This is a genomic window from Bradyrhizobium niftali (assembly GCF_004571025.1).
GTDB classification, from domain to species: Bacteria; Pseudomonadota; Alphaproteobacteria; order Rhizobiales; family Xanthobacteraceae; genus Bradyrhizobium; species Bradyrhizobium niftali.
This window is the reverse complement of the sequence record NZ_SPQT01000025.1, coordinates 132,280-151,667: the sequence shown is the minus strand read 5'-3', so window position 1 is coordinate 151,667 and position 19,388 is coordinate 132,280. Positions and strand designations below refer to the sequence as shown.

General features: G+C 60.1%; 14 protein-coding genes, 1 tRNA gene and 1 pseudogene. 10 read left to right on the top strand and 6 right to left on the bottom strand.

Features of this window, described 5'->3' with window-relative positions; genetic code table 11:
- Positions 1 to 36 precede the first annotated feature (36 nt).
- Positions 37 to 1,444 (bottom strand): annotated as a pseudogene (locus E4K65_RS34005) (ISL3 family transposase).
- 587 nt (positions 1,445 to 2,031) lie between these two features.
- Complete coding sequence (locus E4K65_RS33995) at positions 2,032 to 2,259, bottom strand: hypothetical protein (RefSeq protein WP_135177846.1); 228 nt, start codon at positions 2,257 to 2,259, stop codon at positions 2,032 to 2,034.
- 646 nt (positions 2,260 to 2,905) lie between these two features.
- On the opposite strand from E4K65_RS33995, the gene E4K65_RS33990 reads away from it, so the two are divergent.
- The 9 genes from E4K65_RS33990 (at position 2,906) to E4K65_RS33950 (ending at position 14,072) form a co-directional block, all read left to right on the top strand.
- The gene (locus E4K65_RS33990) at positions 2,906 to 3,607 is read left to right on the top strand and encodes a hypothetical protein (protein ID WP_135177845.1); all 702 of its coding nucleotides are present in this window, start codon (positions 2,906 to 2,908) and stop codon (positions 3,605 to 3,607) included.
- Between the two features lie 47 nt (positions 3,608 to 3,654).
- The gene (locus tag E4K65_RS33985) at positions 3,655 to 4,209 is read left to right on the top strand and encodes an RES family NAD+ phosphorylase (RefSeq protein ID WP_135177844.1); all 555 of its coding nucleotides are present in this window, start codon (positions 3,655 to 3,657) and stop codon (positions 4,207 to 4,209) included.
- A gap of 349 nt (positions 4,210 to 4,558) precedes the next feature.
- Positions 4,559 to 4,771, top strand: coding sequence for a hypothetical protein (locus E4K65_RS33980; RefSeq protein WP_135177843.1), 213 nt, complete (start codon positions 4,559 to 4,561; stop codon positions 4,769 to 4,771).
- A gap of 54 nt (positions 4,772 to 4,825) precedes the next feature.
- On the top strand, positions 4,826 to 5,113 hold the full coding sequence (locus tag E4K65_RS33975; RefSeq protein ID WP_135177842.1) for a hypothetical protein: 288 nt from the start codon (positions 4,826 to 4,828) through the stop codon (positions 5,111 to 5,113).
- Between the two features lie 1,931 nt (positions 5,114 to 7,044).
- Positions 7,045 to 7,881: a hypothetical protein gene (locus E4K65_RS47790; RefSeq protein ID WP_167771377.1), complete on the top strand. Its 837-nt coding sequence runs from the start codon at positions 7,045 to 7,047 to the stop codon at positions 7,879 to 7,881.
- A gap of 32 nt (positions 7,882 to 7,913) precedes the next feature.
- Entirely contained in the window at positions 7,914 to 8,186 is a 273-nt protein-coding gene (locus E4K65_RS33965) for a hypothetical protein (protein ID WP_135177840.1), read from the top strand.
- Positions 8,183 to 10,615: an integrase catalytic domain-containing protein gene (locus tag E4K65_RS33960; protein WP_135177839.1), complete on the top strand. Its 2,433-nt coding sequence runs from the start codon at positions 8,183 to 8,185 to the stop codon at positions 10,613 to 10,615. Before E4K65_RS33965 ends, E4K65_RS33960 begins: the two co-directional genes overlap by 4 nt.
- Before the next feature lie 6 nt (positions 10,616 to 10,621).
- Positions 10,622 to 11,584, top strand: coding sequence for an AAA family ATPase (locus E4K65_RS33955; RefSeq protein WP_135177838.1), 963 nt, complete (start codon positions 10,622 to 10,624; stop codon positions 11,582 to 11,584).
- Position 11,585: 1 nt separating this feature from the next.
- On the top strand, positions 11,586 to 14,072 hold the full coding sequence (locus E4K65_RS33950; RefSeq protein ID WP_135177837.1) for a hypothetical protein: 2,487 nt from the start codon (positions 11,586 to 11,588) through the stop codon (positions 14,070 to 14,072).
- A gap of 415 nt (positions 14,073 to 14,487) precedes the next feature.
- Here the strand turns inward: E4K65_RS33950 and E4K65_RS33945 are convergent.
- Together E4K65_RS33945 and E4K65_RS33940 are read right to left on the bottom strand one after the other, a co-directional pair.
- A tRNA-Ile gene (locus E4K65_RS33945) sits at positions 14,488 to 14,563 on the bottom strand.
- A gap of 420 nt (positions 14,564 to 14,983) precedes the next feature.
- Positions 14,984 to 15,958 (bottom strand): Bug family tripartite tricarboxylate transporter substrate binding protein, encoded by a 975-nt coding sequence (locus E4K65_RS33940; RefSeq protein ID WP_167771376.1) that lies wholly within the window; start codon positions 15,956 to 15,958, stop codon positions 14,984 to 14,986.
- A gap of 107 nt (positions 15,959 to 16,065) precedes the next feature.
- On the opposite strand from E4K65_RS33940, the gene E4K65_RS33935 reads away from it, so the two are divergent.
- Positions 16,066 to 17,028 carry a TAXI family TRAP transporter solute-binding subunit gene (locus E4K65_RS33935; RefSeq protein WP_135177835.1) on the top strand — a complete coding sequence of 321 codons (963 nt, stop codon included), beginning with the start codon at positions 16,066 to 16,068 and terminating at the stop codon, positions 17,026 to 17,028.
- Positions 17,029 to 17,047: 19 nt separating this feature from the next.
- Here the strand turns inward: E4K65_RS33935 and E4K65_RS33930 are convergent, their stop codons facing one another.
- Both E4K65_RS33930 and E4K65_RS33925 read right to left on the bottom strand, forming a co-directional pair.
- Positions 17,048 to 18,262: an ABC transporter substrate-binding protein gene (locus tag E4K65_RS33930; protein WP_135177834.1), complete on the bottom strand. Its 1,215-nt coding sequence runs from the start codon at positions 18,260 to 18,262 to the stop codon at positions 17,048 to 17,050.
- Between the two features lie 97 nt (positions 18,263 to 18,359).
- Positions 18,360 to 19,253, bottom strand: coding sequence for a substrate-binding domain-containing protein (locus E4K65_RS33925; protein WP_135177833.1), 894 nt, complete (start codon positions 19,251 to 19,253; stop codon positions 18,360 to 18,362).
- Positions 19,254 to 19,388 lie beyond the last annotated feature (135 nt).

The window sequence follows — 19,388 nt, the reverse complement described above, 5'->3', positions numbered from 1 at the left end:
TTGGCTCTGACGCATATTCGATGATCGTGATTGTTTTTATGGCGCGCCAATCAGCCTAGCCTGAAGGAGATCGAGCTTAGCGCGTCCGTACATTTGCCGTTTGACCAGCTTGAGCTTGGTGATCTGAGCTTCCACTTGGCCATTGGACCATGGTTGCGTGATAGCCGCGTGCACCGCGCCCTTATCGTTGGCAATGCCATTCGCGAACGAGGCAATGAGGCTCCGCTTGGATTCCTCAATCCAAGGTTCGAGCTCCATCTCGGCCTTCTTTCGGATCATCGCGTGGAAGCGGCCAATGAGAGCTTGGGCATCGGCCAGCATAGGAACGTTTTGTTCGATGACGGCAAGCGTGACGGTCTCGGCCCTGGTCAGGTGGTCGCGCTTCGTCGTCATCAGCTGCGCTATCGTCCTGGCGGCGGGGACCTTCTGCAATTGTTGATGGCTGATAGTCTCGGCACGCCGCCGTCGCGTCGCCCATTCCGCCACCACGCGCAGCGATCCCATAAAGCCTTGTCCCTTCAAACGGCGCCAGAGTTCGGCACCGTTGCGACAGCCGCCTGACCATTGCGCGTCCAGGAACGGCAGATGCCCGTCCAGGGTGCTTTGACGGGTGCGGAACATATCCGTACCGCCGCCGCGGCTAATTTGGCGAACCAGATTGCGACTATGTCCTGTGCGGCGGACGATCTCCTTGAACGGCACACCGTCGCTGACGAGAGCCGCAATTGCGGCATGGCTGTCCCGGCGCCGCAGATAGCCCTGATAGCGCAGCTTTTCCGCATAGGTCAGCAATTCCGGGTTGATCGTTGTCGCTCCGATTGCGGTTCGGATTCTGTTCATGGAGCGGCGCACCGCATCAAGGAAGGCCGCGCTCGCATTTTCCATCAGATGCCAGCGGTCGGCGACCTGGATGGCGTTCGGGAGCGCCTTAGCTGCTGCCTCGCCGTATCCACCACCGCGATCTCGCGACACAATGTTGATCGCTGGGTGCTTCGATAGCCACGCCCGAACGGTCGCAGTCTCCCTGTCGGGCAGCAGGGTAACGATCCGCCGACGCTCCAAATCGCACACGATCGTCCCGTATCGATGGTTTCTCCGGAACGCCCAGTCATCGATGCCCACAACAAGCAATGGATCTGTCGGCATCGCCGTCCGCCGACGGACCACCCGTAGCAAGGTATCGTTGCTGACAGGCAGCATGAGCCGCTTGGGTGAAGCGCCGCGTGAGTAATCGGAGGCGCACCTTTCTGCCCGCTGATGGCAAATCGGCAACGTGCCGGACGTAGCGGCTATGGATGCGGCTCGACGCTGTCGCGCACAAAGGGCACCGAGCCTCCGCAGCTTCCGACCTAACAGACAGAATAAGCGAATCCATTGAGTCACTTACACCATCAACCACCAAACCACTCGGTACTAGCGATGAGATTTGAAAGCCCGTCCGCATGGCGCTGATTCTCCGTTTGAGAACCACAGTCGCCCGGCAAACTTCATCGGAAATGAGTCAGACCCAATTTTGGACGCCGATCCCCCGGCTTAGGGGGGCAATATTGCAGGCCGAAAGACACCTTATCCTGCCCGCGCTTCGTCTCTCATGAGTGCTGCAAGTCTATCCAATTGAGTAGCCAGGCCCGTGAAGCTCTTCCCAATGTTCATCAAGAGGGAAGCCCGCTCGGGGGAAATGCCGGACTCCCGAGAAAGGCTCTTATAGTGATTGGCGAGTTGTTCGCATGCTGTGGCGGTCATGATATGGAGCTCCACGAGCGAGCAGTAGAGACGTTGAAACGTCAAAGCGCATGCGCCGCCTTTCGAGCCGCGACTTCGGCCTTGGTGTCCCTTCGACCTGACTCGAGACATCTCCATCAGGCCGGGAGGAGGGTGGTGATAGGCCTTCACGGGCGCTTCGACCCGTCCGCTGCACGGTACGTTCGGCCGTCCTACGCCGCGCCGATTTTCGGGACGATCTAATTGGCCTCAACGCCTCTTGGACTGACCAAATGCCGCCGTCTCGCCGGATGGCGACGCCGAGCTTGATCAAATGGACTTCTCGGGCTGGGAGAACCAGCCGATCTTGTCAGCGTTTAGGGGCATCGCGTGGTCTCGATCGATATAAGTCACAGCTCTTGCGAGAAGTGCGAGATCGAGATTCGGAGACCCGTCGATCTCGGCAATGGCAATTTTGCAAAATTCGCCTGCAGTTCCGTTCAGTTCAACCGGAGCCCCCAGCCAGGCCTTCTTGTGCTGAGCGCAAGCTGAAAGCATGCATGGCCAAGCTCGTCATTCTCATCAGCGATCTTCATCAGGCCGCACCGAACCTGGCGAGATTTCCGGCGGGTAGGGTGTTCGAAGGCCGAGCAGGGTGCACCGCACGATTAATTATTTCTCGGTCCGTCAAGCGCGGTTCCCACAGGGAGTCTTTAGACCGTCCAACGGGGCGCTATCGGGAAGCCCCGCCCGAGGCTATTTTGCGGCCAACTCAAGCTGATGGCTTACTACGCCGCCGCCGCCATTGGAGACGGGGCGTGGTTCTCGCGAACGCAAAGCGCTCGTTCTTGCCCCGGAGAGAGGTGCAGACTGGAATCCAGCGTGTGTGACTCAGATCCAATCCAAATCGACAATGGATGTCGTTTCTCGCTCAATCGGAGTTTGAGCGCGGGAAAGGGCAGGGATTTCAGAAGGCGCTTTCCGCTTCCATCGGAGTCAATGCTGGTTCAATCGGAGTCAATTTGCTGACATTACGTCTCCATCGGAGTCGCTTGGTTCCCGAGAGATAGCCCCAGTTGCGGGACTGCGACCTCGTGGGGAGTGCCGATTCTGATTCCCGGTAAGCTCTGCGGGTGCCCCCCTGATGGACCTGATGAACTTGACAAGATTGATGATCTATCCCACTTTAGGGAGGAGGTCCGAGATGGCGCAACCGAAGGAACTGCATCGACCGGCAACCGCGAAGAAGAAGCGCGGCAAGAAGCTGCTGCGCGGCGCGACGGGCAAGTACACGACCGTGAGGACATTGCAGGTCTCGTCGGAAGGCCTTTCGCGGATCGCCAGGAAGGGGTCGATCGACAAGATCTTGAAAGGCTACATCGCGGTAGCGAAGAAAGCCAAGAAGGCGGGGCGTCCTCTCGACTACACTGTGCGCGTCTCGCCGGATGGTGATGCGAAACTTGTCGCTGAGCCTGTCTCCGCGCCTGTCGCGGAGAGTGACGCGCTGGAATCGGCCCTGGCGGCGGCGAGAGAGCGGGGGCAGGTCAAGGTCGCCGAGATTTTGAAGGGCGATGACATGCTGACGGCGAGCGATTTCGGTTCGCTCATTGGCGCGTCCCATGAGACAGTCAACGTCAAACGCGGCCGGGGCGAAGTCCTCGGACTGCAGGGAGCAACCCGCGCGGTGAGATATCCACGCTGGCAGGTCACGGACGCCGGCTTGCCGCTGCCCGGTTTGTCCAAACTGTTTGAGATACTGGGCAGACATCCGTGGGTCGTCTATCGGTTCCTGCGGACCAAGCACGCGGAGCTCGGCGGACGGACTGCCCTGGATGCCTTGAAGGCAGGCCAACAGGAAGCCGTTATGGGTGTAGCCCAAAACCAGATGAACGGCGTCTTCTCCTGAGGTTGTCGCCCACATTGCCGGACGCGGCATTCGCCACGCGTCGTCTGATGACTGCTACGATTTCGGCCGGCTCAACATGGCGCCGCATCTACGAAACGCGGTTTCCGAATCCGCTGGGATATGGGCCCGGCCTCAGTCGCTTCAGCGATCCCACCGGCAAGGCCTTCGGGCTGCTCTACCTCGGCTCCAGCGCCAAGGTTGCTTTCGTCGAGACGATCCTTCGAGATCGCGCCGACGGCCGAAACGGCGACTGCGTCATTGAGGAAAGTGAGATCGAAAAGCGCTCCATCGCGACCGTCAGTCCCACCGTACCCCTCACGTTGGTGGATCTCACCGGCGACGGCCCTATAAAAATGGGCGTCCCGTCCGATGTGGCCGGCGCACGCGACCAGTCGATGGCTCAGCACTGGTCAGTTGCCTTCCACGGTCACTCAAGTCAGCCGGACGGGGTACTCTATCCCTCCAGGCTAAACGAGGAGCGCTGCATCGCGCTCTACGCTCGCGCCGCTGGAAGGGTTACAGTGACCGCCACGGCGCATCTGCTAGACCGCCGATCCAAGCTCGCGGCCATCCTGAACGACTTAGAGATTGCTATTGTCTGACGGGACGGCTTTCCGAGCCGGAGCTGGACGCAGGAGGGACGGCCTTGGGGCTGCTCCTTAGCGCCGGGGCGGCCAGCAGCGGGGCGTCAGACTCCGATTGAAGCAGAAAGACTCAGATCAAACGAGAAACGACAATGGAAACGATAGATGGCATGCGTCTATGCGCACAACTAACCTTCTGCGAAGTCGAATCCCTCCACAGTAACGGAGCCCTGCAGGCCAATCGGAAAGTAGGGCTGCTTGGGTGCTCCCGCACGGCCTCGGACTCAGATTCCCAAGGCCAGACTCAAGATAGCCGAGATCAGACTCATTTTTGATCTAACGGCACAGGCGGTTCATGTTGGCAGCTATGTTTGCTGACACCGTCCTCGAGCGTACCGGGATCCGTTATCCGAACGGAGCGTGCCATGCCGCGATGCTATCGACCCTGCGGCGCTGGGTGCGTGCTGCCCGGAAATTCGTCTTCACCAAAGAGGCGGTCGCGATGGCCGCCAATGTTGGTCTGTCGCGGCCCACCTCCATTGTTGCGGCGTTGCATTGGGTTCGGCTGAAAAGCTGCTGAGGGTACCGGAGCGAGCAGGGGGCTGGTCCCAACGCAATTCCGTTCTTTATCGGAGTGTTCGATACCGTCGCGGCCCTGGGCAGCTATCTGTTAACAACGGCGTTGTTGGCTTCAGCCGCGATCCTCATCCTCGCCGGCAGTTACGCGCAGTCATTCTTCTTATTTCCGTTCCTGCCGACCTTCTTCTGGTCGATCGGCATCGCGGGTATCGTCGCGCTGATCGGCTACATCGCGACGCACGTGAAATACGCGATCGGTCTAGCCGGGCCGAGGCGTGCTCGCATTGCACGTGTGAGGAATGCGGTGCGCCCGGGCGCCTCTTTCGAACCGGCAAAAAGCTGATGACTCGGTGCATGGTACACGCTGTTGGCGTTTTGGTACCGATCGAGCCTGGCTTTGAAAACGTTCACCTCGTTCAGCAGGTAGTTGATGGTCGTCCGTCTGTTGTCGCTTGTCGTTACGATCGAGTGGCCGATGCATTTGTTGATCTCCGCCGTGCACCATCCAGCGAAGATAGGATGCTTGGATTTAATCGAGCGGATGTGACGGCCACGCTAGGTCGGATCGACCATCTCAGATGCACACGCCACAGTCCTCCGCTGCGGATCTCGCAGTTTTGCAATTACAGCCGCACACGAAGGCACCGTTATGTCTGCCGTACGCAGACGGTCCGCCAGGATTGACTCTACTGCTTTGGGTGCATTGAGAACTGAGAACAGACATGTTCGATAACAGTCACGCCGCGAGTCCACCCGAGCAATTCACCTCGGCCAAAACAACTGCGGCTATTCCAATTCGACACCCCGCTATCAAGGATGCCCTAATCCAATTCTCTCTCGACGCTGCCGTTCGTTCAATCGACTATATCAAATCAACGTCCGTGGGCGCGGAACATGTGGATGTCGATGCAATCGTAGTCCAGCGCGAGAGTGAACGAACTCTTCTCGACATCATTCCCCCCCGGCCGCTCAGAGACCTTGAACAAGAAGGGTTGGTGCTGATCGTCATTCAGGAGCTCAAAATTCCCATCGAGGCTCTAACCCTTCCCTCGCTTCAGCAATTCAGGACTGTTCTGGTTGTACAACCGACATCACGTGCCGCTCGCACTCCGGCTGGGTATACAGAAGCTGCTTTCCGGACGAGATTCAATGGAACTGGGTCTCGTTCTCCAAGAAATACTAGAGCCTGGTTCCCGCGGGAGCCGCGCCATCATGGCGATGGCCTGTGCCAATCTCATATTACTGGATCTAGATTCCCAACAGCTCGGTTCGAAGACGCCTGTGAGGCTGCGTGATCACGGTGGTGTTCGTTCTGAGGTCGTTGGGTCGCAATGATTTAAGCCGTTCTAGGCAATCCTTCGTCACGCATGATCTTTTTGCGACGCCCATGCTAGTAGGCGAGGAATTGACGTGTGCTGATTTCATGGCCCCATCAATCTGCTTCGCTCTTCAGCGCTCCGTTTCACGGATTCGTTACCAGCGGCAAGAACTGGTCGATAGCGCAAGGATTCGTAGCACCTTCGAGGATAGAAATATTCGATGCTCGTCTCGATCGATTTCTATAAAAACGAATCAGTAACTGTCGGCCAAACCTAAGATTTTTAGCCCGACAGTTATTCGAATCCTTGCATCGGCTCATGAGCCAACGAACATTCCGTAACCGGCTTTCATCGGGGTGGTTCTGGAGTTTGTTTCAAGGATTCGACTGCTTAACTCCTTGATCCGTCGATAATTTTCCTTGCCGAAGGTGCAGCCCATTCAGTAGACTTTGGCTTGCGATGCGGAGCGCCTAACAAGTGGTGTTCCCACGGACGGAGGCACAGCAACGCTGCCCCCCAATATCGACGGGGCTGTTTAATCGTCCTCCTGGTCATTTGGAAAAGGCTGAAACACCAAGGTGGTGAAGGCTTTTGCCTGCGTGCAGGCAAGGCAATAGAGCTCTGTTGTGCGGAGGTGACGATGTGATCAAGGAATCCTCAGTCCCGATTAAAGAGAAGTCGAGCGCGACCGCTGCCTCTGGATGCCGGACGGAGATTATCCAGCAAGCGCTGGCACCGCCCGTTGAGCACGCTGGTAATCGGAAAGTGGCCTCGCCTGCACCATCGAATGCATCGTTCGGGTCGATCCGCCCGCCGGTGAGCGGGCAATCTTCCACGCCGTGACAGGAAGATCGTGTGAGTCGAACAAGTCGAACACTTTGCGCCACGTACGGGAGGAAATGCGCCTTTTGTAATCACGAAATTCAGCGTTTGTATGCGTATGAGGGCACTTAATATGAACGGCTTGCGCAAGCTGATCCTCAAACGAGAGGTCGAGCTTCTCAACGAACGAACCCTCGCAACCATCCAGGAATCGGACACGGGCGGACCGGTACGCCCCCTGATCACCGGACGCGAACCGCATCCGACAGGGCGTCCGCTTTGCATTAAGGCTGGCCACCGTTCGCTGCCCTGGGAGTCCATGAAGGTCGAATACCCTTTCATGGAAATCGTCGAGGTTGCCAGTCCGGTGCGGTATTTTATGAGCCAACCGCACAAGCTGACGATGAGGGTCACCGGGTCTGCAACGACTCTCGATTTTTTTCCCGACTTCGAACTCATCGTGGATGCACGGTTCGTATGCGCTTTGAACAAAGGCGCGCCGTTTTGGCTCGCTGCGATGCAGTGGAAGCCCGACGGGGCGCCGTTCGACGGCCGCCATCTCGTGGTCGAAGCGAAAGAGGACAATGATCGTCGGAATAAGGATCCTGATTACCAGCACAAGCTCGAGCTGGCGAAGGACGTGTACAGTCGCATCGGCTATTCGTTCTTCACGATCTTTCGTTCTCGCGACCTACCCACGGCGGCCGATTGGACCGCTGGTCACGAAGTATGGCTCGATCGGAAGACCGCGGTAACCGCGATCGACGTCGCCCGCGTCGTGCACGTGCTGACGGCGGCGGGGGGCTCGGCTCCGTACTCGACCGTGGCGGCGGCGATCGCGGCAGGTCCTGCCGGACGTGCCGCGCTCGCGGCGTTGCACGTCCGCCGCATGGTCAGCATAGATCTGACGATAGACATCAAGCGTGATCCGACCGTGCGCTTGATGAACGATGGTGGAGCGCTGTTGTGATGTTCCATTGCCTCGAACCGAAAGGAAAGCCGATGTCGTTGCGCGCGCTCGAAAGCTTGTCGAGGGCTGAATTGTTGTCGTTCTTGGTTTCGCGATACGACTCCGATCCCGTCGCACGAAGCAATGCGGCGTTATCCAGATTCATCGACGAGATTCTCGAAGGTGCCGATCTCGATTGGCGGCCTTCGCCGAGAAGGTTGCGCCGCGCGTTACAGAGGGGCGGCGATCCCAAACGCAACATGACATCGGTATCGGGTAACGATTCCCGCGTTTCGTCGGCCGGCAACGGCGAAGCGCTGCCATGACAGCCATACAGATACTCACGCGTCCTGACCTGAACGGCGAGCCGCCGGCTGCCGACGATCATATCGATCTGGCTCCGCTCGATGTCACGGTCGACGAGTCCTATGCCGTCTGGCTGAACGACGAACCTGCGCCCGTTACGCTGGAATTTAAGAAACTATACACCAACGGCGTCCTGAAGTTCGTGAGAGCTTCGACCGACCTCGAAGTGTTCATCTCGAAGGACGAATGGGAAACCATGCGTTCCGACGGCCGCGCCTGCCGCATCCAGATCGTGGGCCGCGATGCCGGAGCGATCGAAGACATCGACCCCCTGAGCCTACTGAATCCCGATGAGCCGAACATTAAGCCTGCGGAAAAGAAGAAGCGTTTGCTGGCAAAAAAGCGGCTCGACGAGGCTCGCGTCCTTCGCTTCCTGGCGATGGCATACGATGAGATGCCGGCGGGGTACGGTCACAAGGGCGTCAACGAATTCATCAAGACCGTGCTGGAGGGCACCAATTTCGAATGGACGCCTTCCGCAGGCGCCCTGCTTCGCGCGCTCGACCGCTGCGGCGAGCCCGGAAATCGTCCTTTGTCCGCCTTCTTGAGCAGGCGTGGCCAGAAGCATGGGGCACGGCGCTGGCCGGACGCCGTCCTCGAAAAAGCCGTCGAAATGAATGCGACGTTCTGGGCAAAACGGGAAGTACGAAAGAGTTACGTCATCGCCGAATTCTACGATCGCCTGAAGAAGGACAACGATCGCCGCCAGGCCGAAGTTGCCAAGCTGAACGAGGCGCGCAGGGAGAAGGGACTTCCTGATCTGCGCGACGAGGAAATTCCGTTCGATCTGAAAGTGCTCCCCCGTCCGACGGAGGAAACGCTCCGCCTTTGGATCAACGCGGGCGAAAACTACTGGTCCTGCAAGACCAAGTACGGAGAGGAGAAGGCGCGCCGCCGCTTCATTGGTCGTGGTCGTCCCATCAAGGCGACCAGGGCGCTCGAATTCGTAATGATCGATCATACCAGGATCGACGCGTGGGCCGTGATCTACGACGAGGACGGCGTGAAGACACTCGTCGAACGTCCGTGGCTCACCCTCGCCATCGACGTCTACTCGCGGATGATCGTAGGCGCCGTCATTACGTACGAAAATCCCTCAGTCTATTCGGCTCTCCTCTGCCTGCGCCAGGTCGTTCGCAGGAAGAACTTTCTCATCGATCGCTTCGGACATCACAAGGGAGCTACGGACGGTTGGGGCAAGCCCGGGACGGTCATCGTCGACAATGGGTGGGAATTTGTCGGAATGAGCTTTCAGGTTTGCTGCGAAGCATGCGGCATCGACGTGATCTGGGCGCCCGTCAAGTCGGGAGAATTCAAAAGTTACGTAGAGCGTGCGTTCGGCACGCTCAACACGATGCTGTGGCATAGGCTGGAAGAGGGAATTCCGCTCAAACCGGACGAGATGGATGCGCTCAACCTGCATCCCGAGATCAAAGCCATCCACACGAAGGAGTGGCTGTTCGACAAGATGTGGGAGGCGATCGTCACGATCTACCATGTCGAACCGCACGGTGAGGAGAAGATCGTGCCGGCCCTTCGATGGCGCGCCAGCCTGCTCGACAAGGGGAGGTGGACTGTCGACGACGTCACCGAGTTGGACAAGGTGCTCGGTCGGTCCGACATCGTCCTCCTGACTGCAGAGGGCGTCAGGTTACGCAACCACCGCTTCCACGACCAAGCCATCACAACGGCATTGTTGGACCGGCTGCTTCGCTTCGCCAAGAAGCGGGATCAGAGGAAAGGACCGAAGTCGAGTGGCACCATTCCCCTGCTATGCACGTGGGATTCGCCCGACTGCTCCTTCATCCACGTTTGGGATTTCGTCCAGAAGAAGAATGTCAGGCTGCCGAACATTCATCCAAGATTTTCGAGCGGCCTCTCGTGGAAGACCGCGGCGGATATCATGAAGTTCAAGGACGAACGGAATTTGGCGTTCCATACCGACGACGAACGTTACACCGCGCGGGCGGCCTTCAGCCGCGCGCTCAGGGAGAAGATTCCATTCATCCCGTATCGCGATGCGCGCAAGACAGCGGCCGAACTCGACCGTCCGCAACTGGTCGACGGCGACACCGTGGTGCGCGTGAAGGGGCCGCCTCCGATCGACGGATCCGAGACGACGGATATTCCGCAGGGCTTGCCCGCGCGAGAACGTGAGGACGACCGCTTGCGCGACAAGGCACCTCGCAGAGGCGGCGCTGCCGCCACGCGGAAAGCGAATAAGCATCGTGCCCGGAACCAAGCCCGTAGGGATGCGGAACGCGCCAGCGTGAGCGATCCGGTCAAGAAGACGGAAAAGCAGGGAAGTGAGATCGCGGCGTCGTACGCGATGACCTCGGAGGAGTCGCTGGCCAGGTTGGCGGCTCTCAAAAAGAAAATGGGGGCGTAGTGGGCTATGTCCAAAAGGGGGAAGATATGGTCGGCCTTCAACGACATCCGCATATTCAACGACAGGCTGCTTGATGCTCACGATATATTCGACGATCTGAGACAGGTCACTCGCGAGTCGCCTAACGAACCAAAACGTTGCGCCACGATATTCGCTCCGACGCATAGCGGCAAGAGCATGTGCGTGAAGACGTATCTCGAGACAAGGGTCGTGGACGAGGCGATCAAGCGCGGGCTATTTCCCAAGGATATGGAGCGTAAGGAGATCGCGAGCAAGCAACGTATCGTCGTCTATATCACTTTAGAGGGCGTGACGACGATCAAGAATCTCGCCGAGGAAATTCTTCGCGCCTTGAACGTCGAAGAGGAAGGAAATACCCAACAACTCCTCAAGCTGTGCTACGATCATATCCTTGCGCTAGGAGTGGAATTGATCATCGTTGACGAAGTTCAGCATCTAAAGCCGACGAAGCAGCGCAGCAAGTTTGCCGAGAGGCAGGAAAACGATGCCGGCATCGCGAACACGCTCAAGGTCATGCTGATCCGCGGCGTGTGCCCCATGGTTTTCATTGGCGTGACGGAAGCCCGCACCCTATTGTTCGGCGACGACCAGCTCGACGGCCGGGTCTTGGAAGAAATATCGTTTGATCGCTTGGACTACGGCGTCGCCGCTCAGCGTGAGATGTTCATCGAATATTGCGGCATGCTCGGCCTGAAGTTGAAGGAGCATGGCATGTTCGAGGAGGACTCCAACTTTCTCGATGGCGACATCCCCGCGTGCCTGTACGTCGTGTCGGGAGGCCGTGTCGGCTATGTTTCGCGCATCGTTGAACAGGCGGCCGTCATCGCCGCGAAGGCTGGAAGTCCCTGCGTCTTGCGCTCGCATCTCGAGGCAGCAGTGAACAAGTGGGCGATTCCGCGCATCATCGACCACAATCCCTTCGCAATTGGCGTGCGCAAGGCTGGCTGAAGTGAAATTCGCTTTCCCCGTCGATCCGATACCGGACGAGTGCCTCGGCGGACTCGTTCTGCGTGCGACCGCGGCTAATTTCCGCCGAAATCCCCTAAGGACCTTGCATCGGATAGGTGTCGTTACGAATGCGCCGCAGTCCCTTTGCAGTCGGTCGCCGGCCCTCGCCAAGACAATAGCGGATTTCGTTGGCACGGCGGACGTCGCGGGCGTGGCGGCAAAGTTTCATCCAAAAGTGGAGGGGAAAGGTAGTAGGATAGATTTCTTCGGAGAGCCGCTTCGTGCGTTCTATCGTGAAGCCCAACGGCGTCGCGTTTCCCCCCGGGCGCTCAAGATGGGTGAATGGATGCGCGCTCTTTGGTCTGTAAAGTTGTTCGGGTTCGATCCTGTCACGAAAGAAGCGTTGATCGATTCCTGCCCGGTGTGCGGCAAGCTGCTCGGGTGGACGCTCACCTACGGAGTTGCCTTTTGCGATCATTGCTATCGCCCGGAGGAGTTCCTGGGTGCGATCTGGAAGTACCCGGGAGTGGATTTGCGTGATTTCCCGCAGCCACTCGTCGAGGTCGATGATATCCAGGCATTGGATTTTGTCACGAATTTGATCGACCCGGCGCCGGGGAAGAAAGAGGCCGCTCGGCGGCTCGTGCCAGAAATGTGGTCCCCCTTGTCGAACGGGGATATCTTCGAGGTCGTGATCCACTTCGCGAGCATGCAGAACGCCGAACGCTGGGATGCAGACCGCAGAGGTGTCTGCAGAAGAGCGAAGTCTGGAGAGGGGTGGGAGAAATTCACGCCCGAGGTGTTGTCGGTTGCGGGGCGGGCTCTTCTCGATGGGCGCGCGGGCCTCGATCGGTTCGGCGATTTCCTGCGTAGCCAAAGTCGCGACAAGCCCCGCGAGAAGACCTATGGTTGGCTGAGCGAGCTCGGGCCGCTCGGCGTCATGGACCCGAACCTGAGTACTTCGGCAAGAAAGATACTCGGCGAAGCTGTGGCGGCTTATTTCTCATCGCGTCGCGACCCCGACATGAAGCCGATGGCCTATCTCGCCGAGAAATACCGTCTCCCCCGGTCGGGGCTTAGCGCTCTTGCCAGGAGCGGTCTGATTCCGGCGATCAAGTTTGACAACCTGGAACACGCTCCCGTCCTGGTCTCGGAGAAGGCGCTGAAGCCCATCGTGGAGCGGAAGCGGGAGGTGATCTCCGGAACGTTGGCTGCACCGAGGATCGGCGTCCATCTGAAGGACCTCGAGGGACTCGAAAGGATCGGACTCCTCGTTCGTGTAGATGGCCCAGTGCTAAAGCTTTTGCAATCGTCCGTCTATTACACAAAGAGTTCCGTCGAGGCCGTGGTCACGAAGATCTCGCAGAATGCAATGCTCGACAAGGGCGGCGATGCCATCAGGATGAGGGTCGCTCTGCGGACGCTCGGGGCCCGAAGTGTGCCATGGGCAATGCTCGTGGCAGCGATTATCGATGGCCGCCTGACCGTGACCACCATGAAGCCTTCCGCCAGTTCGCTGGGTGAACGGCTTGCGGTTCGCGACGTGGGCTTGTTGCGGAAGTTGATCAAGGCACATCTGACCGAAGGTCCCGTATCGGCCGAATGGGTGTCCAAGTTCGAGGCGGCGGAATTGTTGGGCACGAACGATGTAGCGGTCTGGCGCTTGGCGAAGGTCGGGAAGCTGAAGCAGTACGATCTCGCACCAGCGAATTCGCCCTTCAAGCGTATTGAAGTCGAAAAGCTAGCGAAAGAAACGATCTTCACGCCAGAGATCGTTCGGGTCGGCCGATTCCGGACGTATCGCGAAGCGTCGAAGTGGCTCGGGAAGCACGGGCTTAACCCTGTGCTCCAACTCAAGCAGGCCGGGTGGAAGGTGTATGCTCGCGCGAACGTCGAGAGGGCTTTGAAAGCCAAAGTCCAAGATATGCCGAAGCCCAACCTGCCTCCTGGTCGCCCGAAAGGCTTTCTTCACGGACCGGAATCTCCGGAGGGGCGTGAGGCCGCGACGCGGGAAGTGCAAGACCGGTCGCGCATCGGCTTTGCGACCGCGGCCGCTGTGCTCGGTTGCTCGATTTTTGCTGTTCAGAGATTGGTGGCCACCGAAAAGCTGTGTGCCGAAGAAACGGTTACCCCGTTCGAACGCCGAGATGTCGAGGCGCTAGCGAAAAGGGCCATTTTCCTACCGGAGATCATGGCGCGCTCGGGATACAAGCTACACCGGAACGTGATGAAATGGCTGAATGCCAACAAAGTCCGGCCAATGCTCTGGCTTAAGAAGAACAAGGTGCCGATGTTCGATCGAAGAAACGTCGAAAACATCCTGGAGCGGCCCATCTCTATAGGAAGAGCTTATCCGAAGGAGACAAAGCGCAGGCTCCTTTTCATTGTCGAGAGCGGGAGCAGCGTCCATCAAGCGTCGAAGATTTGCGATGTCACATACCCGACTGCAAAAACTTGGGTTAGGGCAATGCGAAACGCTACTTCTTGAGACGCCGGTCGTTGGCTTGTCGGACGCATTCTAGTAGATCGGAAAGTCTCTCAGGCGAGCCAGTGCGCCAACGCTTCGCCGCACGATGCGCCCAAAACTGCGATTTCGAAATTCGGTCGGGCCGCGGCTTCCAGCGTAGCACGATCCAATTCGCGCAGTGGCGCGTCTTAGGATCGCCATCCTCGCTTCGATCACTTCGGGGGAGGATTTATCACTTCGTCGGCACTTTTGCTGTCTAGGCCTCACCTGTCGCCCGGAAGGTGGGAATGGCCGGGGCCAATCACATCATTCATCAAAATCGACTCGGGATTTCTTGGAAAATCGGCGAAATCGACTCATGATTCTTGGGAAATCGAGTCGCGGTCCTTTGGAAACGACTCGGACCAAATTTGGCGCGACATTGATCTTGCAGTAGTGGTGGGCCCGGCAGGACTCGAACCTGCAACCAGACCGTTATGAGCGGCCGGCTCTAACCATTGAGCTACAGGCCCCGCCGCGAGACGGCCGCATTGGCAGCGGCCGGCAACGGTGCGCGGTTCGTTTACAAGGCTGGAGGCGAGGGTGCAATCCTCAAGCGTTTTCAAGCGAAGCGGCCGCCGGCCCGCGTCGGGGAAAACGCGTCAAACAAAGGGCACTGATCGAGGCGGAACGCCGGGGCTGCGCGGAACGCGTTGCGTATCGGCCGGTTACTGAATTCGGAATAATCGTATTCTGCCACTGTCTTGCCCGACGAGTCAAATGGCCCCCGCGATCATCCAGCCGATGCCCGTCTTTTCGCTTCCCTAACCCGCTGTGATTGCTCACGTCTTCTACTGTGCATGGGGTTGTTTTCGCAGTTTTTGTTGCGAGAGGGCCCGTCGGCCCCCTCAAACGTCCTGCCGGCCAGCGACGGCCCCTCGCGGGGCCGCTGCCTAGTCCACCGAAACCCCGGCGAACTCCACAACCTTGCGCCACTTCTCGGTCTCGTCCGCGACCAGCTTGCCGAACTCGGCCGGCGTCATCGGCTTGGGGATGCCGCCGGTCTCGGCGAGGCGGGCCACCAGCTTCGGGTCCTTCAGCGCTTCGCCGACGGCCTTGTTGAGGATCTCGACCACCTCGCCCGGCGTGCCCTTTGGCGCGGAGATGCCGTAGAAGCCGACCGATTCGAATCCTGGCACGATCTCGGCGATGGCGGGCACGTCGGGCACACCAGGCCAGCGCTGCGGCGAGGTCACGCCGAGCGCACGGACATTGCCGCCCTTCGCCTGCTCCAGCGCGGACGGCAGGTTGTCGAAGATCAGCTGCACCTTGTTGGAGATGATGTCGGGGAAGGCGATCGCCGAGCCGCGATAGGGCACGTGCACCATGTCGCACTTGGTCATCACCTTGAACAGCTCCGCCGACATGTGCACCGAGGTGCCGTTGCCGGACGAGGCAAAGGAGATCTTGCCAGGGTTGGCCTTGCAGTAGTCGATGAACTCCTGAACCGTCTTCACCGGCATCGCGTTGGAGACGACCAGCATGTTGGTGAGCTGCATGATGCTCGCGACCGGCACGGTGTCGCGCAGGAAGTCGTAAGGCAGCTTCTTGTAGAGCGAGGTCGAGATCGCGTTGTTGGGTGCGACGAACAGCAGCGTGTATCCGTCGGCCGGCGCGTTGATTGCGGCGGCGGCGGCGATGTTGCCGCCGGAGCCGGCGCGGTTCTCGACGATGAATTGCTGGCCGAGACGGTCCGACAGCCACTGCGCCATGATCCGCGCCACGATGTCGACCGGGCCGCCGGCGGCGAAGCCGATCATCCAGTGCACGGGGCGGTCGGGATAGGCGGCGGAGGCGGGAGGTGTCGCGCTGAAAAGACCTATGAGAACTGCGAGCCCGAAAACACTGTTACGCAAAATTCGCAACATGACGCCTCCCGTTGCATTATTGTCGTTGTGCTGCATGCTTTCACAAAATCGGACCGCTGCCTACATCGTCGCAAGTCGGTGTTGACGCAGGTCCGCCGGGAACGATCATGAGATTCGCAATCATCCTTCTCGTAGCAGTGCTGCTCTTGAGCCCCGCCGCTGCTCAAACCGGAGGCACGCCCATTTCGACCACGACACTCAGCCTGGGCACCGCGACGCCCGGCGGCGGCTTCCCGCTCTATGGCAACGCCTTTGCGGAGGTGATGAACGCGGCCGATCCGCAAATCACCATCGCACCCCGCAACACCAAGGGCAGCAACGAGAACATTCCGCTGCTGGAGAAGGGCGAGCTCGATCTCGCTTTGGTCGCGGGCGAGCCGGCCTACGAGGCCTTTGCCGGCATCGGCCGCGCGAAGGTGTCGCTGAAGATCCTCACCGCGATCTATTCCAATCCTGGCATGTTCGTGGTGCGCGCGGACAGTCCGTACAAGACGATTGCCGATCTCGCTGGCCAGCCGGTGGCGTTCGGCGCCAAGGGCTCGGGCCTGCCGATCCTGGCGCGCTACGTGCTCGATGGTCTCGGGTTGAGGCAGGACGAGGACTTCAAGGCCGTCTATCTCGACCGCGCCGGCGATGGTCCCGCGATGGTCGAGGACGGACGCGTCGCCGCGCTGTGGGGCGCCGGCATCGGCTGGCCCGGCTTTGCCGCGGTCGCATCGAGCGCATCAGGCGCGCGCTTCATCGCCCCGAGCGCGGAAGAGATCACGCGCATTCGCGCCAAGCATGCTTTCCTGAAGCCGCTGACCGTGCCGGCGGGCTCCTACCCGAAGCAGACGGAGCCGATTGCCTCGCTCGGCTCGTGGAGCTTTGTGCTCACGCGCGAAGACCTGCCCGATGATGTCGCCTACCGGCTGGCAAGGATGCTGCACGGTGCGGAGGCGGTGTTCTGCAAGAAGCTCGCGCAGGCCTGCGAGACGACCGCGGCGAACACCGTCGCGGCGGCACCGAAGCCGGAGCTGATTCATCCGGGCGTGATGAAGTACTTTCGCGAGATCGGCGTGGTGAAGTGACGGTCGCTTTAAGCGATCGTCACTTCTTCACCATCGCACACGCCGGGTCCGGCGGCCCGAACGCCTTGTCGCCCGAGATGGTCGTGAGGATCTTGTAATAGTCCCACGGATATTTGCTTTCCTCAGGCGTCTTCACCTGCACCAGCCAGAGGTCGTGCACCATCAGATTGTCCTCGCGCAGTTTGCCGTTGCGGGCGAAGAAATCCTCGATCGGCTTTTCCCGCATCTTGGCCGCGACCTTCAGCGGATCGTCGGTGCCGGTCTCCTTGATGGCGTTGAGATAGTGCATCACGCTCGAATAGACGCCGGCCTGCCACATCGACGGCATCTTGTTCATCTTGGCGAAATAGCGCTTCGACCATTCGCGGGTCTTGTCGTCCATGTCCCAGTAGAACGAGGTGGTCAGCAGCAGGCCCTGCGCGGCCTGCAGGCCGAGGCCGTGAATGTCGGTGATCAGCGCCAGCAGCGCCGCCATCTGCTGGCCGCCCTTGAACACGCCGAACTCCGAGCCGGTCTTGATCTCGTTCATGTTGTTCGGGGGACCTGCCGCAATGCCGATGATCTTGGCCTTGGAGGCCTGTGCCTGCAGCACGAACGATGAGAGATCGGGCGTTGCCAGCGGCGGTTTCACCGAGCCGAGCACCTTGCCGCCATTGGCGGTGACGACGCTGGAGGCGTCGCGCTCCAGCGAATGGCCGAAGGCGTAGTCGTCGGTGATGAAGAACCAGCTGTCGCCGCCGCGCTTGACCACCGCATCCGCGGTGCCGACCGCGAGCGCGCGGGTGTCGAACACCCACTGGATCGCGTAGGGCGAGCAGAACTTGCCGTGGAAATCGGCGGTGCCGGTGGAGTGGGTGATGAACAGCCGCTTCTTCTCGTTGGCGACGTTCTGCACCGCGAGCCCGACGGCGGAGACCGGCACGTCGACGATCAGATCGACCTGGTCGACATCGTACCAGCGCCGCGCGATGCCGCCGCCGATGTCGGCCTTAAGCTGGTGGTCGCCGATCACGATGCTGATCGGCTTGCCGAGCACGGTGCCGCCGAAATCGTCGATCGCCATCTGCGCCGCCGTCACCGAGCCTTGGCCGGTCGGCGCGGAGGCGGGACCGTTCATGTCGGTGAGCACGCCGATCTTGACGACGTTGTCGGAAACCTGCGCCGATGCGGCACCCGGCAGCAACGTCGCCGCCAGGACGGCCGCGACCGGCAGTCGAAATCTTGCTGGATTCACGCTTGTCCTCCCCTGATCCGGCTCGTTGGCCGGTGTTGCCCGGGTATGCCCGGCTGAATTGGTTTCTTTTGCAACTATTTGGGGGCGGGCGTCAATGTCAGGCCGCGAAGCGGATCTGCCCCGCCGGCGAGGGGTCGTAGCCGGTCAGCTCCTCGGCGCGCTGGCGCAGCCGCCGTTCGCTCAGGAACCGGATCAGGGCCTGCGTGGTGGGGCGGAAATAGCTGCGCTGCCGCATCGCGAGGTCGAAATTCTCCCAGACGAGCGGCACGAAATCGAGGCCGGCCGAGCGCGCCGCCGCGCGTGTCGCCACGCCGCAATCGGCCTGGCCGGCGCGGACCATTTCGGCGAGATCCGGCCCGGTCAGGGCCGGCGTCTCCAGCCGGCGCAAGTCGCGCGTGGTGGCGTCCGCGCGCTTCAGGAGCACGTCGAGCAGCATCTGCGCGCCTGTGCCCTGTTGTCGCATGGCCATCCTGGCGCCGAGCGCGAGCACGTCGGCGAGACCGCGCAATCGCTTCGGATTGCCCGGCGGCAGCACGAGACCCTGCTCGCGGCGCGCGAATGCGACCAGCAGCGCGTCATGCAGGCCCGGCGCGTCCCGCAGCGCCGTCACATTGGCGTCGGAGGCAAGATTGCCGGCGGCATCCAGGCTGTGGAAGTGCACGGCGACAGCCGTCACCTCGTCGCGCTGGAGGCGCTCGAGCCCGCGCGCGCTTCCCTCGCTCATCGATCCCAGGCCGGAGCCGGATTCGCGCAGGCTCCAATCCAGCAATTCGTCCTGGCTGCCGCCCATGACGGGTGGCGGCTCCGTGGCCAGCATGCCCGCAGGGCGCGCCAGCCCGGACAGCACCCAGAGATCGAGCTCGTGCCGCGGGAAGAGCCACTTCCCGGTCACCTTGCTGCAGGGGATCGCGCCGGTGGTGACGAGTTCGTAGAGCTTGCGTTCGCCAAGTCGGAGATAGTCGGCGGCTTCACTGGTCGTCAGGAATTCCATCCTGCATTCCTATGCAAATTCTTGCTTCTTTTTGGACTTTCGTCGCAGGTGGAATTCTGCAGTTCATTTTGGGTCCGTGGGAACCATGCCCGGTCATCTCGTTGCTTTGCAACACATCCGCGGTCGCGTCTTCCG

Coding starts and splice junctions, on each gene's coding strand:
- E4K65_RS33965 (WP_135177840.1), top strand. CDS start 7,914: ATGTCGTTGCGCGCGCTCGAAAGCTTGTCGAGGGCTGAATTGTTGTCG.
- E4K65_RS33995 (WP_135177846.1), bottom strand. CDS start 2,259: ATGCTTTCAGCTTGCGCTCAGCACAAGAAGGCCTGGCTGGGGGCTCCG.
- E4K65_RS47790 (WP_167771377.1), top strand. CDS start 7,045: ATGAACGGCTTGCGCAAGCTGATCCTCAAACGAGAGGTCGAGCTTCTC.
- E4K65_RS33980 (WP_135177843.1), top strand. CDS start 4,559: ATGTTTGCTGACACCGTCCTCGAGCGTACCGGGATCCGTTATCCGAAC.
- E4K65_RS33985 (WP_135177844.1), top strand. CDS start 3,655: ATGACTGCTACGATTTCGGCCGGCTCAACATGGCGCCGCATCTACGAA.
- E4K65_RS33960 (WP_135177839.1), top strand. CDS start 8,183: ATGACAGCCATACAGATACTCACGCGTCCTGACCTGAACGGCGAGCCG.
- E4K65_RS33955 (WP_135177838.1), top strand. CDS start 10,622: ATGTCCAAAAGGGGGAAGATATGGTCGGCCTTCAACGACATCCGCATA.
- E4K65_RS33935 (WP_135177835.1), top strand. CDS start 16,066: ATGAGATTCGCAATCATCCTTCTCGTAGCAGTGCTGCTCTTGAGCCCC.
- E4K65_RS33940 (WP_167771376.1), bottom strand. CDS start 15,958: ATGTTGCGAATTTTGCGTAACAGTGTTTTCGGGCTCGCAGTTCTCATA.
- E4K65_RS33990 (WP_135177845.1), top strand. CDS start 2,906: ATGGCGCAACCGAAGGAACTGCATCGACCGGCAACCGCGAAGAAGAAG.
- E4K65_RS33925 (WP_135177833.1), bottom strand. CDS start 19,253: ATGGAATTCCTGACGACCAGTGAAGCCGCCGACTATCTCCGACTTGGC.